This is a genomic window from Phycicoccus ginsengisoli, assembly GCF_054779295.1.
In genome coordinates this window covers 291,702-304,936 of sequence record NZ_BAAGYN010000003.1, presented here as the reverse complement: position 1 = coordinate 304,936, position 13,235 = coordinate 291,702, and the positions used below count along the sequence as shown (strand labels likewise).

General features: G+C 74.3%; 12 protein-coding genes, 1 tRNA gene and 1 other RNA gene. 8 read left to right on the top strand and 6 right to left on the bottom strand.

The features are described from left to right. Positions 1 to 111: 111 nt before the first annotated feature. Positions 112 to 199, bottom strand: a tRNA-Ser gene (locus tag ACYVDO_RS06590). A gap of 88 nt (positions 200 to 287) precedes the next feature. On the opposite strand from ACYVDO_RS06590, the gene ACYVDO_RS06585 reads away from it, so the two are divergent. Both ACYVDO_RS06585 and ffs read left to right on the top strand, forming a co-directional pair. Further along, the gene (locus ACYVDO_RS06585; protein ID WP_460933976.1) at positions 288 to 1,118 is read left to right on the top strand and encodes a hypothetical protein; all 831 of its coding nucleotides are present in this window, start codon (positions 288 to 290) and stop codon (positions 1,116 to 1,118) included. A gap of 40 nt (positions 1,119 to 1,158) precedes the next feature. Beyond that, positions 1,159 to 1,257: signal recognition particle sRNA small type (gene ffs, locus ACYVDO_RS06580), an RNA gene on the top strand. A 51-nt stretch (positions 1,258 to 1,308) separates the two neighbouring features. Here the strand turns inward: ffs and ACYVDO_RS06575 are convergent. Beyond that, positions 1,309 to 2,766: a hypothetical protein gene (locus ACYVDO_RS06575; RefSeq protein WP_460933974.1), complete on the bottom strand. Its 1,458-nt coding sequence runs from the start codon at positions 2,764 to 2,766 to the stop codon at positions 1,309 to 1,311. Then, the gene (locus ACYVDO_RS06570) at positions 2,759 to 3,445 is read right to left on the bottom strand and encodes an ABC transporter ATP-binding protein (protein ID WP_460933972.1); all 687 of its coding nucleotides are present in this window, start codon (positions 3,443 to 3,445) and stop codon (positions 2,759 to 2,761) included. The genes ACYVDO_RS06575 and ACYVDO_RS06570 overlap by 8 nt, the downstream gene beginning before the upstream one ends. A gap of 177 nt (positions 3,446 to 3,622) precedes the next feature. Between ACYVDO_RS06570 and ACYVDO_RS06565 the strand changes: the two genes are divergently transcribed. The 4 genes from ACYVDO_RS06565 (at position 3,623) to ACYVDO_RS06550 (ending at position 7,937) form a co-directional block, all read left to right on the top strand. Continuing rightward, positions 3,623 to 6,112 carry a DNA polymerase III subunit gamma and tau gene (locus ACYVDO_RS06565; protein WP_460933970.1) on the top strand — a complete coding sequence of 830 codons (2,490 nt, stop codon included), beginning with the start codon at positions 3,623 to 3,625 and terminating at the stop codon, positions 6,110 to 6,112. 4 nt (positions 6,113 to 6,116) lie between these two features. Next, on the top strand, positions 6,117 to 6,686 hold the full coding sequence (locus tag ACYVDO_RS06560; RefSeq protein WP_460933968.1) for a hypothetical protein: 570 nt from the start codon (positions 6,117 to 6,119) through the stop codon (positions 6,684 to 6,686). Between the two features lie 104 nt (positions 6,687 to 6,790). Then, complete coding sequence (recR, locus tag ACYVDO_RS06555) at positions 6,791 to 7,390, top strand: recombination mediator RecR (RefSeq protein WP_460933966.1); 600 nt, start codon at positions 6,791 to 6,793, stop codon at positions 7,388 to 7,390. Beyond that, positions 7,383 to 7,937, top strand: coding sequence for a DUF5063 domain-containing protein (locus ACYVDO_RS06550; RefSeq protein ID WP_460933964.1), 555 nt, complete (start codon positions 7,383 to 7,385; stop codon positions 7,935 to 7,937). Before recR ends, ACYVDO_RS06550 begins: the two co-directional genes overlap by 8 nt. Before the next feature lie 14 nt (positions 7,938 to 7,951). On the opposite strand, the gene ACYVDO_RS06545 is transcribed toward ACYVDO_RS06550, so the two are convergent. Next, the gene (locus ACYVDO_RS06545) at positions 7,952 to 9,097 is read right to left on the bottom strand and encodes an ABC transporter permease (protein ID WP_460933962.1); all 1,146 of its coding nucleotides are present in this window, start codon (positions 9,095 to 9,097) and stop codon (positions 7,952 to 7,954) included. Further along, on the bottom strand, positions 9,094 to 10,005 hold the full coding sequence (locus ACYVDO_RS06540) for an ABC transporter ATP-binding protein (protein WP_460933960.1): 912 nt from the start codon (positions 10,003 to 10,005) through the stop codon (positions 9,094 to 9,096). Before ACYVDO_RS06540 ends, ACYVDO_RS06545 begins: the two co-directional genes overlap by 4 nt. A 222-nt stretch (positions 10,006 to 10,227) precedes the next feature. Here ACYVDO_RS06540 and ACYVDO_RS06535 point away from each other — a divergent pair, with 222 nt between their 5' ends. Next, positions 10,228 to 11,499, top strand: a complete 1,272-nt coding sequence (locus tag ACYVDO_RS06535; protein WP_460933958.1) for an aspartate kinase — start codon at positions 10,228 to 10,230, stop codon at positions 11,497 to 11,499. Further along, positions 11,496 to 12,587, top strand: a complete 1,092-nt coding sequence (locus ACYVDO_RS06530) for an aspartate-semialdehyde dehydrogenase (protein ID WP_460933956.1) — start codon at positions 11,496 to 11,498, stop codon at positions 12,585 to 12,587. Before ACYVDO_RS06535 ends, ACYVDO_RS06530 begins: the two co-directional genes overlap by 4 nt. A 3-nt stretch (positions 12,588 to 12,590) precedes the next feature. On the opposite strand, the gene ACYVDO_RS06525 is transcribed toward ACYVDO_RS06530, so the two are convergent. Beyond that, a complete protein-coding gene (locus ACYVDO_RS06525; protein ID WP_460933955.1) occupies positions 12,591 to 13,079 on the bottom strand; it encodes a hypothetical protein in 489 nt (162 codons plus the stop codon). Between the last annotated feature and the right edge of the window lie 156 nt (positions 13,080 to 13,235).

The window sequence follows — 13,235 nt, the reverse complement described above, 5'->3', positions numbered from 1 at the left end:
GGAGGATGGGGAACCGTCGCTCGCTCGTTCCTCGCGAGCGACGGTTCCGCGAGACCTCACAGACACGAAAGAGCGGCACCCATCGCAAGCTCAGGGTGCCGCTCTTTCGTGTGGCGGAGGATGGGGGATTTGAACCCCCGAGGGTTTTATCCCAACACGATTTCCAATCGTGCGCACTAGGCCACTATGCGAATCCTCCGCGGAGGAGGCTACCGGAGGACCAGCCTCTGCCAGAAATCGCCGCCGATGCAGCCCTCGCAGGCTCCACGTGGTGCCACACTGCGTCCATGCTCGAGGGGGAGACCGGGACGGCCCGGGCCGCGGACGACGCGTCACCGCGCCAGCCGGCCGCGAAGGTCTTCGGCGTGAGCCGTCCCACCGGGCTTCGGGTCCTGGGCGCGGCCGTCCTCGGGCTGTGGGCCGTGTGGGCGGTCCTCAGCTGGCTGTCGGCGGCCCGCTTCGTCACCGACGAGCAGTTCCACTCCGACCTCGAGGCGGGCCGGATCCGCACCTGGCGGCTGGCCACCGAGCTGCACCCCCACCGGCCGTGGCCGCCGAGCGGCGTCGGCTCCTGGAACTACGGGACGCTGGCGCAGCGGGAGTCCGACGGCCTTCCCGCCACTTGGGACGGACGGCCCTTCGAGGCGGTCGTCTACTGGGTCGACGGCGACCTCGCCCCGGTGCGCTTCGCCGGCGCCCTGCCCGGCGGGGACCCGTCCGCGCTGCTCGCCGACCTCCAGGAGGCCGGCGTCGTCCAGGCGACCCCGGCCTCGTTCCGCCCGTCGCCGGAGGACCGCGGGGCGCCATGGGGCCTCGCGGCGTTCGCCCTCGGCCTGCTCCTGGTGGTGGGCAACACGCGACCCGCCCGGGGCACGCGCTGGTTCTGGTTCTGGCTGCTGGGGGTGCCGCTGGGCCTGGGGGCGGTGGCGTATGCCGTGGTCGAGCTGCTGTTGCCGGGAGGCCCGCCCCGCGTGCGGGACCTGAGGGGCGGGTCGAGGAGGCGGCGCCTCACGGGGTGGGAGGGGCTGGTGCTGCTCGTCGCCTCGATCGTCGTCGTGGCGGTGGCCGCCTCGGTCCTGCGGGACGTGGCCGGACCCTTCGTCGTCCCCGGTCGCTGAGGGGATTCGTCGTCGCCCCGGACGGCCGTCTACACTTCGTCGTGGCACCCCGCGTGGTGGTACCTCCCCGAACTCCCCCAGGGCAGGAATGCAGCAAGGGTAGGAGAGCTCTTCCAGGTACGCGGGGTGTCCCTGTGTCCGGGACCGGTCGCCCGCGCGGGTGCTGCGGAGGCCTGTCCGCGCCCCGCCCTCAGACGCGGTGGGCCTCGTCGAGCAGCCGGACGCGCCGGCGCCCGAAGAGCACCGCGGCATACGCGGCAAGGGCCAGCACCGGCACCGCGTTCCCGACGCCCGCCCGGGTGAGCACCGCCGTGGCGGCCGTCCCGGCGACGAGGGCGAGCAGCAGCGGCCGGGAGTACCAGAACATCACCGTGAACACCGCCGACCCGGGCGAGAACAGCGCGGACGGTGGCAGTCCGCGGAACGCCGCCAGCAGCTGGCACCCGGCCAGCAGCGGCACCATCGCCAGCGGCCACCACACGGCCACGGCGCCGGCGCTCGAGGTCGCCGACGCGGTGAGGCCCAGGGCGACGGCGGTCATGGCGTACAGGACCGACGGGGTCACGAGGTGGGCGAGCGCCTCGACGCGGAACGGCAGGCCGACGAGCGCCGGCGTCCCCGCGTTGTCGCCCTGCAGGCGCAGGCCCTCGCACCAGGCGCCGTAGCCGAGGTAGCAGGCGAGGACCCCGACGAAGGCGACCATGCTCGGCACCCCGGGGGCGGTCGCGTGGGCGAGGGCCCAGGACCCGCCGCCGGTGAGGACGAGCCCGCTCACCAGCACCCCGGGCGACCGGCGCAGGCCCAGAAGGTCGCGCTCGGCCATGACGGCCAGCGGTCCCCGGGCCCGCAGCCGGGTCCGGCGCAGGCGGGTGCCCGGCGCCGCGACGTCGAGCCGTGCCGCGCGCAGGTCCCCGGCGAGGACGGCGCCGCCCATCGTCACCGCCCGCGCCGACTGGGTCCGCAGGGAGACGTGGTGCAGGGCGCGCAGCGAGCGACGCTCGCGCAGCACGGTCGAGGCTCCCCGGCTGCCCGTGGGCCAGGACCGCACCTGGCCCCACAGCCACGCCCCGGCGACGGCGGTACCGACGAGGAGACCTCCGACGCTGGTCGGCAGGAGCACCAGCGGCGCGGCGACGGCGGCGACGAGCATGCCGGTGCCGGTGACCGCACCCGCGAGCAGGCCGCCGAGGAGGCAGGCGAACAGGCTCAGCCGCCACCAGCGCCGCAGCACGAGCGCGCGGTCGAGGGGGCTGGTGGCGACGTGGTCGAGGTAGGGCAGGTCGGGCACCACCGGTCCGCGCAGCGACCCGAGCCGGTACGCGAGCAGCACCAGTCCGAGCACCACGCCGCCGACCACGAGCACCCCCTGCACCCCGGTCAGGTGGCGCGAGACCCAGGCGGGGTCGACGAAGAGGAAGAACGCGCGGGCGGCGGGGACGCCGTAGGTGAGCGAGGCGATGATGGCGACGTACGCGGCATACACGACGTTGCCGTTGCCCTCGGCCGGCCGCTCGCCGCGGACGACACCCCGGGCCTGCTCGAGCCGTTCGGCGTCGGTGCGCAGGCGGTCGTCCGCCTCGGGGGCGCCGACCGCCTGCCCGTCCACCGCCTGCCCGTCCACCGCCTGCTCGTCCACGAGCTCACGCACCGGTGACGTCGACCACGCGGTCGGCGAGGGCCTCGGTCATGACCGGGTCGTGGCAGGCGACGACGAGCGCGGTCCCGGCTGCCTTGCGCGCCTGCAGGATCGCCGTGAGCAGCTCGCGCTTGTGGGTGTCGAGCCGCTGCTCCGGCTCGTCGAGCACGAGGACGGTGGCCGGGCGGAACAGGACGAGCGCGAGGTGGAACAGCTGCTGCTGCCCGGAGGACAGCTCGTGCGGGAACCGCTCGGTGAGGTGGTCGATCTCGAGGGTCGTGAGCAGCTCGTCGGCGCGCTCGTCGGCGGTGTCGATCGCGCCACCCCACGTGGAGTCGACGAGGACGAGGTGGTCGACGACGGTGAGGTCGCGGTATGCCGTGGGGGCGCCGATGAGCGCGGCCACGGCCGAGCGGGTGCGCGGGTCGCGCTCGTCGAGCGGCGCGCCGTCGAGGCGAGCCTCGCCGGTCGAGGGCTCGAGCGCACCCGAGAGGACCCGCAGGAGGGTGGTCTTGCCGCTGCCGTTGGCGCCCCGGAGCACGACGCACTCGCCCGAGCGGACCCAGACGCTGGTGGGGGTCAGCAGCACCGCACCGTCGATGTCCTTGCCGACCCCGGTGGCCTCGAGGTGGACGGGGGTCGCAGGGCTCGGCGGGGCCGCACCCGCGCCCTGGCTGCGTCGTCCGAACATCGGCCTCCCTCGTCGCCGCACAGTGTGGCACCGGAGTCTGCGCCCGGGTGCTGCGGGCGCCCCGTCCCGGGCTCGGTGCCGTCCCCGGGCCAGTCCCCGGGCCGTTCCCCGGGACGGGTCGCCCGTGGCCGCGAGAGCGCCTGTGCCGTGTCGGGACGGCCGACTAGGGTTTCCGGGGTGAGCACCGCCCTGTACCGCCGCTACCGGCCCGAGACCTTCGCCGACGTCATCGGGCAGGAGCACGTCACCGAGCCGCTCATGCAGGCCCTGCGCACGGGGCGCGTCAACCACGCCTACCTCTTCTCCGGCCCCCGCGGCTGCGGCAAGACGACGAGCGCGCGCATCCTCGCCCGCTGCCTCAACTGCGAGCAGGGCCCGACGCCCACCCCCTGCGGCACCTGCGACTCGTGTGTGGCCCTGGCCCGCGGCGGCTCCGGCAGCGTCGACGTCATCGAGATCGACGCGGCCAGCCACGGTGGCGTCGACGACGCCCGCGACCTGCGCGAGCGTGCGTCGTACGGCCCGGCGCAGAGCCGGTTCAAGATCTACATCATCGACGAGGCGCACATGGTGACGCCGCAGGGCTTCAACGCGCTGCTCAAGATCGTCGAGGAGCCGCCGGAGCACGTGAAGTTCGTCTTCGCGACGACCGAGCCCGAGAAGGTCATCGGCACGATCCGCTCGCGCACCCACCACTACCCGTTCCGGCTCGTGCCGCCCGGCCAGCTCACCGACTACATGGCGCGGCTGTGCGAGCAGGAGGGCGTGGCCGTCGCGCCGGGGGTGCTGTCCTTCGTCACCCGGGCGGGTGGCGGGTCGGTCCGTGACTCGCTGTCCGTGCTCGACCAGCTCATCGCCGGGTCCGGTGACGAGGGGCTGACGTACGAGGGTGCCGCCTCGCTGCTCGGGTTCACCGACACCGAGCTGCTCGACGCCATCGTCGACGCCTTCGCCGCCGGTGACGCGGCCGGAGTGTTCCACCAGGTCGACCGGGTCATCGAGACCGGTCTCGACCCGCGCCGCTTCGTCGAGGACCTCCTCGAGCGGCTGCGCGACCTCATCGTCGTCGCGGCGGTGCCCGACGGCGCCTCCTCCGTGCTGCGAGGCCTGCCCGAGGACCAGCTCGAGCGGATGCGCCAGCAGGCGGCCGCCTTCGGCGGCGGTGCCCTGTCGCGTGCCGCCGACATCGTCAACGCCGGCCTCACCGAGATGACCGGCGCCACCGCGCCGCGGCTGCAGCTCGAGCTCATCTGCGCGCGGGTGCTGCTGCCGGCCGCCTCGGGCGAGAGCGGGTATGCCGCGCGGCTGGACCGGCTCGAGCGCCGCCTCGACGTCGAGGGCGTCCCCTCCGTCACGCGGTCGCCCGGCGCACCGATCGCCACGGTGCCGATGCCGGCGGCCGCCTCCGGACCAGCCCCCACCGGACCTTCCCCCGCCGGACCTTCGCCCGCTTCAGCGGCGCCGCCGGCTCCCTCTGCCCCTGCACCGGTCGCCGACGCCGCTGCGACCTCGGCCCCCGGCCGTCCGGCCGCCGAGGAGGCGGCTCCGGCTGCGGACCACCAGGGCACGCCCCGGTCGACCGCCCCCACGCCGGCACGGACCGACGCCGAGCGGTCGACCGGGCCGACCGACCTGCCTGCCCAGGCCGGGCCGCCGCCCGCGGCCTCGGCGGCTCCTGCGGCGCCTGCGGCGACGGAGGCCGGTGCCCCGGCGCAGGGCGGTGGGCCGGCCGGCCACCCGCTGGGCGGACAGGCTCCCCAGGCGGCGCCGCCGTCACCCTCCCCGGCGCACGGCGGCATCGACACGGCCGCGATCCGGCGGGCGTGGCCCGACATCCTCGGCTGGATCTTCAAGCACAAGCGCACGACCTGGACACTGCTGTCCGAGCACGCGACGGTCCACGACTACGACGGCTCCAAGGTGGTCCTCGCGATCTCCACCGTGGGCATCGCGCACACCTTCCGCAGCGGTCCCCATGCCGACCTCGTCCGGCAGGCCCTCATCGACGTCCTGGGCGTCGACGCCCGGGTCGAGGGGATCCCGGTGCCCGACGCCGCGGCGTCCGCCCCCAGCGGCGCCTCGCACCCCGTGGTGACGCCGGGCCGGCCTTACGACGAGGACGACGACGCGTCCGGCGCCCCGGCTGCGCCCCAGCAGCAGGGCACGGCCCGGGCGGCTGCCCCCGGGGCTGCCAGCCGTCCGTCCGGCGGCGACGCGGGCTCGGCATACGAGCGCTCGGCCGACATGGGCCTCCCCGCGGCCCCGCCCCCGGAGAGCGGCGGTGGGGGCTGGGCCAGCGCCGCGGCGGCCCCCGACAGCGGTCCGTCGTGGGCGGGGCCGGAGCCCGGCACCGGCCCGTCGAGCAGCGGACCGTCGGGCAGCGCCCCGTCGAACAGGGGCCCGTCGAACAGGGGCCCGTCGAGCAGCGGCCCGTCGAGCGCCGGCCCGGCGACGGCCACGGCCGTGTCGGGCGGCCAGGGAGGTGGATCCCTCCTCGCCCGAGCCCAGGCCGCGGTCGCGGCCGAGCAGCCCGTCGACGCCCCACGGCGCGTGGCCGACGACAGCGTGGTCAGCGCTGACGACGAGGACATCGAGGAGCTCGGCGACGTGGGCCGCCCGGTGATCGAGCGCATCCTCGGTGGGCGGGTCATCGACGAAGGTCGCTGACGCCATGGGCGGGCGGCTCGAGGAGGTGCTCGTGCGGCCCCGCCGCGCCGAGCGCGCCGGGCCCCTGCCGGGCGACGAGCTGGTGCCCGACGCGGTCGTCGTGATGGACCGCGCCTTCACCCTGCCCGCGCCACCGGCGGAGGTCTGGCCGTGGTTCGTGCAGCTGGGCCGGCGGCGAGGCGGCTGGTACCTGCCCCGCGGGCTCGAGCGCCTCGTGCCGCCGCGACGACGGGCCCTGCGCCGCCTCGACCCGACACTCCTCGGGCTCGCCGTCGGCGACGTCATCCCCGACTGGGGCGGCCGCGACGCCACGTTCACCGTGGCCGAGCTCGTCCCGGGCAGCCACCTCGTGCACACGTCGCGGCGCGGCGCGATCCGGTTGTCCTGGTGCATCGCCCTGCGGCCGACCGACGCCCCGGCGGGGGCCGGGACCCGGGTCCAGCTCAGGCTCCGGCTCGGCGGGGTCCGGCGCCCGTGGGTCGGTGAGGTGGGCGGCGGCGCCCTCGACCTGCTGACGGTGGCCGGCCTGGCGGCCGGGCTGCGGGAGCGGGTCCAGGCTGGCAGTGAGTCCTAGCAGGCAGCGGTGCTGGCAGGCAGCGGGCTCTGGCCGGGCTGCCGGTCCTGGCGGCCGGCGGGTCGACGGACAACGCCGTCGGTGCGAGGGCATAGGCTCGTCGTGTGTATGAAGGCGTGGTCCAGGACCTCATCGACGAGCTCGGGCGGCTCCCCGGTGTGGGGCCCAAGAGCGCCCAGCGGATCGCGTTCCACCTGCTCCAGGCCGACGCGGTCGACGTCAAGCGGCTGGTCGACGCACTGACCGAGGTCAAGGAGAAGGTGCGCTTCTGCGCCACCTGCGGGAACGTGGCCGAAGGCGAGCAGTGCCGCATCTGCGCCGACCCCCGGCGTGACGGCAGCTCGATCTGTGTTGTGGAGGAGCCCAAGGACGTGGTCGCGATCGAGCGCACCCGCGAGTTCCGCGGCCGCTACCACGTGCTCGGCGGCGCCATCAGCCCGATCGAGGGCGTCGGCCCCGACGACCTGCGCATCCGCGAGCTGATGACCCGGCTCGCCTCCGACGAGGTCACCGAGATCATCATCGCCACCGACCCCAACCTCGAGGGCGAGGCGACCGCGAGCTACCTCGCCCGCCTGATGCGACCGATGGGCCTCAAGGTCACCCGGCTCGCCTCGGGGCTGCCGGTGGGCGGCGATCTGGAGTACGCCGACGAGGTCACGCTCGGTCGCGCGTTCGAGGGCAGGAGGCTGCTCGATGTCTGACGACCTGCGGGTGCTCGCCGACGACTGTGCCGCCGAGGCCCGGACCTTCCTCACCACGATGACCGAGGTCGCCTCCGGCAGCGCCCCCGACGCCGCCATGCCCATGACCCTGCTCGCCCTGTCGCAGGTCCTGCTCATGGGTGCGCGGCTCGGTGCCATCGAGGACGTCGTGCCGGTCGAGCGGTTCGAGTCCGACCCGGGGCCGGACGCCGACGTCGACCCGCTGCGGGTGGGGCTGGCCAACCTGTTCGACGGCGTCGACGACTACGCCCACGTGGTCGACCCGCTCCTCGACGTCGACATCGCCCGGAGCTCGGTGTCGGGCGACGTGGCCGAGATCGCCCTCGCCCTCTCCCACGGCCTGCGGCACCACGAGGCCGGGCGCACGGTGGAGGCCCTGTGGTGGTGGCAGTTCAGCTACCTCTCGACCTGGGGTGACTCCGGCGCCCGGGCCCTGCGCGCACTGCTCTCGCTCCTCGGGCACGTGCGCCTCGACGCCGACGACGAGGCCGCGTCCGAGGCGGAGTTCGACGCCCTGCACCCCTGACCGATCTCGCCGGGTCAGGCGATCCGCGTCCCGTTGGGCAGCCGCCGCACCGGGGTCCGCAGCCGGCGCGCCGCCACCGTCGTCGCCCCGGCGCCGAGCAGGAGCAGGAAGCCCAGACCGTACGGCCACACCGGACCGGAGTCGAAGGCGTCGTCGAACGGGTCCCGGTACGCCTCGTCCGTCGCGTTCGTCGTCGCGAACCGGCACTCGTCGACGACGGCGTCCGGGCCGTTGCGAGCCATCCGCGCCCCTCCCGCGATCCAGCGCAGCGGCGTGAACCCGCCGACGTACGCGTCATTCGCCCCGGCGTGGTTCGGCGCGGGGGACGGAGCAGCGTCGGCGACCACGACGAACGGGTTGAGCGGGAGCATCCACCAGATGCGGTCGGTGTGCGAGACGGACTGGACCCGGGTGTACTCCACGCAGTCCGCGGCCGTGGGACGGGGACCCTCCTGGAGCAGCTTCTGCTGCTCGGGCGTGAGGTTCGGGTCGGAGGGGTCGAGGGCGGGCGGCTGGTGCGACTGCCACCAGCCGTCGGGCACGCCGAGCACCCGCTGCGGCTCCTCGTCGGTCACGAGGAACACCGACAGCCCGAAGCCGATGGCCGTCCCGAAGACCAGCGCCCCCATCGCGAGGTAGGTGAGCACCGCCGAGGCCACCGGCCGTGCGGTCAGCGTCGAGAACATGAGCCCGACCGCGCAGATGACGGCCAGGACGAGCACCAGGACGAGGAGCGACAGCAGGATCGCGCCGGTGGCCACGCCGCCCACCGCCCACGCCCACGCGAGGAACGGCAGGGACGCCGCGAGGAACGCCATCGACACGACCCAGGCCGCCAGCAGCTTGCCGAGGACGAGGTCCCAGTGCGTCAGCAGCGTCGTCTGGAGCGTGGCCAGCACGCCGTGCTCACGGTCACCGTTGACCGAGGTGGCGGTCAGCGACGGCACGACGAGCATGGCCAGGCCGAGGACGAAGAAGACGACGACGTCGTACATCGCCCGGCCCGAGCGCAGGTCGGGGTCGCGGGTCGCGTAGTACGCGAGGAACGCCACGAGCGCGATGACGACGAACCAGATGCCGAGCACGACCGGCCACCGGGACGTGCGCGTGCGCTGGCGCAGCTCGAGGGTCGCGACCGTGCGGATGCCGTGCCAGCTCATCGTCGGTCCTCCGTCGCGGCGAGGTAGGCGGTCTCGAGCGACCCCTGGCTGGGCGTGAAGGCCGTCACCCGGATGCCGTCGCGCACGAGGTCGGCGAGCAGCCGGGCGGCGTTCTCCTCGCCGAGCACGTGCACCTCGGTCAGGCCGCTGCCCACCCTGGTCGCGGGCACGTGGTGGTCGGTGAGCCAGGCCGCCAGGCGCTCGGGGTCCAGGGAGGCGAGCCGGTATGCCGCGGGCGTGGCCGCCGCGTGCCCGTCGACGTCCTGGGTCTCCAGGCTGCGTCCCCGCGCGACGATGACGGCGCGGTCGGCCACCTCCTGCAGCTCGGTGAGGATGTGGCTCGAGACCAGGACGGTGCGTCCCTGGGCGGCGAGCCCGCGCAGGACGTCGCGCAGCTCGATCCGGCTCCGCGGGTCCAGGCCCGAGGCGGGCTCGTCGAGCAGGAGCACGGAGGGGTCGTTGACCAGCGCGCGGGCCAGGCCGAGCCGCTGCTTCTGCCCCCGCGACAGCACCCGCGCCCGACGGTCGGCGAGGTCGGCCAGGTGCACCGTCGCCAGGAGCTCGTCGGTCCGCGCCCGCGCCACGTCGGCCGGGATCCGGTACGCCGCCGCGACGGTGTGCAGGACCTCCCGCACGGTGAGCGCGTCCCACGTCCCGAAGCCGTCGGGCATCCAGCCGATCCGGGCGCGCACCTGCGCGGCCTGCGTGACCGGGTCGAGGCCGTCGACCCGGATGGTGCCCTGGTCGGGCACGAGCAGGGTCGCCAGCATCAGCAGCAGGGTCGTCTTGCCGGAACCGTTGGGGCCGATCAGCGCGGTGACCTCACCCGGGCGAGCGGTGAGGTCGATGCTGTCGACCGCGAGGACGTCGCCGAACGCGCGGCGCACCCCCCGAACCTCGATGGTCATGCGCGCAGGCTAGTGGCGGGGCGTCCGGTTGCCCTCCGTTTCCGTACTCATCTCCCCCTCTTGCTCGCGGGGCGACGCCTCGGGGCGCGGGCACGGCCCCGCGCCCGGCCCCCGCGGCGCACCCCGGCCAGCCGTCCGGCATACGGCATCAGCGTCTCGCCTGCCGACCCGCCGTTAGACTGTCCGCGCCGCAGCCACCGCCCCACCATCGGGAGTTCCACCGTGCCGATCGTCGTCCAGAAGTACGGCGGCTCCTCGCTCGCCGACGCCGCGAGCATCAAGCGCGTGGCCCGACGGATCGCCGAGGCCAAGAAGGCCGGCAACGACGTCTGCGTCGCCGTGTCCGCGATGGGCGACAGCACCGACGAGCTCCTCGACCTCGCGAACGAGGTCAGCCCGCAGCCGCCGCCGCGTGAGATGGACATGCTGCTCACCGCCGGCGAGCGCATCTCGATGGCACTCGTGGCGATGGCGATCCACGACCTCGGCTACTCGGTGCGATCCTTCACCGGCAGCCAGGCCGGGGTCATCACCGACTCCACCCACGGTAAGGCCCGCATCATCGACGTCACGCCCGGCCGCGTGACCGACGCGCTCGAGAAGGGCCACATCGTCATCGTCGCCGGCTTCCAGGGCGTCAGCCAGGACACCAAGGAGATCACCACGCTCGGGCGTGGCGGCACCGACACGACCGCGGTGGCGCTCGCGGCCGCGCTCGGTGCGGACGTCTGCGAGATCTACACCGACGTCGACGGCGTCTTCACCGCAGACCCCCGGATCGTCCCGAACGCCCGCAAGATCACGACCATCTCCGCCGAGGAGATGCTCGAGCTCGCGGCCTCCGGCTCCAAGGTCCTGCACCTGCGCAGCGTCGAGTACGCCCGTCGCTTCGACATCCCCATCCACGTCCGCAGCTCCTTCTCAGCGAAGGAGGGGACGATCGTCACCGACCACCCAGCCCAAGGAGACACCGTGGAAGCCCCGATCATCGCCGGTGTCGCCCACGACCGCAGCGAGGCCAAGATCACCGTGGTCGGCGTGCCCGACCACCCCGGCAAGGCCGCAGAGATCTTCCAGACCTGCGCCGACGCCCAGATGAACATCGACATGATCGTGCAGAACGTCTCCGCGACCGAGACCGGCCTCACCGACATCTCGTTCACCTGTCCCAAGACCGACGGCCGCACCGGCGTCGAGGCCCTCAAGCGCGTCCAGGAGTCGGTGGGCTTCGCCTCGATCCAGTACGACGACCAGATCGGCAAGCTGTCGCTGGTCGGTGCGGGCATGCGCTCCCACCCCGGCGTCTCGGCGACGTTCTTCAAGGCGCTCGCGGACACCGGCGTCAACATCGAGATGATCTCCACCTCCGAGATCCGCATCTCGGTCGTCACCCGCGCCGAGGTCCTCGACGACGCCGTGCGCGCCGTGCACACCGCGTTCGGGCTCGACTCCGCCGAGGGAGAGGCAGTGGTCTACGGAGGCACCGGCCGGTGACCTCCCTCGCCTCCCGGTCCACCCGGCCGACGCTGGCCCTCGTCGGCGCCACGGGTGCAGTCGGGCAGGTGACCCGGCAGGTGCTCGCGATGCGGGCCGACATCTGGGGTGAGATCCGCGCTGCGGCCGCGCCCGAGGACGCGGGGGCCGTGATCGACGTCATCGGCCGGGACGTCGTGGTGCAGCAGCTGTCGCCGGAGTTCTTCGACGACGTCGACATCGCCCTCGTCGACCTGCCGGCGCCCGTCGCCGCGCAGTGGGCCCCGGTCGCCGCCGCCCGGGGGGCGGTCGTCATCGACAACAGCTCGGCCCTGCGCGCCGAGCCCGACATCCCGCTCGTGGTCCCCGAGGTGAACCCGGCGCAGATCCGCCAGCGACCCCGGGGCATCATCGCCAACCCCGGCGCCACCACCCTCACCATGGTCGGCGCGCTGAGCGCCCTGCACGCCGAGTGGGAGCTCACCGAGCTCGTCGTGGCGTCCTACCAGGCCGCCTCCGGGGCCGGGCGGGTCGGCATGGCCCGGCTCTACGACGAGCTCGAGGTCGTCGCCGGTCACCGCGAGCTCGGCCACCAGCCCGGTGACGTCCGCCGGCTCATCGAGCACGAGCTCGGCACCGACTCGCCCTTCCCGGCGCCGCTGGCCCTCAACGTCGTGCCCTGGATCGGCCGCCCGGCCGACGGCGGCTGGACCACCGAGGAGCTGAAGATCCGGGGCGAGACGCGCAAGGTCCTCGGGCTGCCCGAGCTGCGGGTCTCGGCCACGTGCGTGCGCGTGCCGGTCATCACGACGCACTCGGTCGCCGTCCACGCGACGTTCGCCAAGCCGGTCGACGCCGACCGGGCCCGCCAGGCCCTGGTGGAGGCGCCCGCGGTCGTGGTCCTCGACGACCCGGAGGCACTGGAGTTCCCGACGCCGTCGGACACCGTGGGCTCGGACCCGCGCTTCGCCGGCCGCCTGCGTCAGGCCCTGGACTTCCCGAACACCCTGGACTTCTTCATCTGCGGGGACAACCTGCGCAAGGGGGCGGCCCTGAACATGGTGCAGGTCGCCGAGCTGGTCGCCGAGGAGCTCGCGGTCCTGGCCTGAGCCTCACCGGCGCACCGAGGCCGTGACCCCGGCGTCGCCGTCGCCCACGCTGAGCGTGCCCTCGGCCGGCAGGTCCGCGAGCGCGCACCCACGCAGGACGTCCACCTGGCCGGCGGAGACGAGCAGGCACAGCGCCCGCCGCCCCGTGGCGCGCAGGGGGAACCTGCCCTGGTCGTCGACCGCGACCAGCGTCCCTCCGGACTGCGCCACGGCCTCGTGCAGGACGCGACCCGAGACGAAGGCGAGCTGGTCGTCCGGCGGCGTGTCGATGCCCGAGCGGGACAGGTAGCCGCGCAGCTGGTCGTCGGTGAGCACCGCCACCCAGCCGCCGGGGACGGGCGCTCCCGTGCGGCCCTTCTCGACCGCCACGACCTGGCCCTGGAGACCGTCGGGGCCGCCACAGCCGGTGACGGCTGCGGCGACCGCCCCGGCCAGCAATGCCACGAGGCCGGTGCGGGCGAGCGCGGTGCTGGGTCGGCGACGGGCAGGCATGGGCCGACAGCATGGCAGGCCGGGCGTTTGCCCGGTGAGTGGGACCCGGGCCCTTCGTCACGGGTCGATGACGAAATCTCGACGTAGCGTGTCGCTTGACACGGTACTCATGTGACAGGTGTGACGATTGTGACTCGACACAGGGACGCGGGCGGC

What these genes read in the sequence shown, in the direction of transcription:
- ACYVDO_RS06585 (WP_460933976.1), top strand. Translation starts at nt 288, where the DNA reads ATGCTCGAGGGGGAGACCGGGACGGCCCGGGCCGCGGACGACGCGTCA.
- ACYVDO_RS06570 (WP_460933972.1), bottom strand. Translation starts at nt 3,445, where the DNA reads ATGTTCGGACGACGCAGCCAGGGCGCGGGTGCGGCCCCGCCGAGCCCT.
- ACYVDO_RS06560 (WP_460933968.1), top strand. Translation starts at nt 6,117, where the DNA reads ATGGGCGGGCGGCTCGAGGAGGTGCTCGTGCGGCCCCGCCGCGCCGAG.
- ACYVDO_RS06550 (WP_460933964.1), top strand. Translation starts at nt 7,383, where the DNA reads ATGTCTGACGACCTGCGGGTGCTCGCCGACGACTGTGCCGCCGAGGCC.
- ACYVDO_RS06545 (WP_460933962.1), bottom strand. Translation starts at nt 9,097, where the DNA reads ATGAGCTGGCACGGCATCCGCACGGTCGCGACCCTCGAGCTGCGCCAG.
- ACYVDO_RS06540 (WP_460933960.1), bottom strand. Translation starts at nt 10,005, where the DNA reads ATGACCATCGAGGTTCGGGGGGTGCGCCGCGCGTTCGGCGACGTCCTC.
- ACYVDO_RS06525 (WP_460933955.1), bottom strand. Translation starts at nt 13,079, where the DNA reads ATGCCTGCCCGTCGCCGACCCAGCACCGCGCTCGCCCGCACCGGCCTC.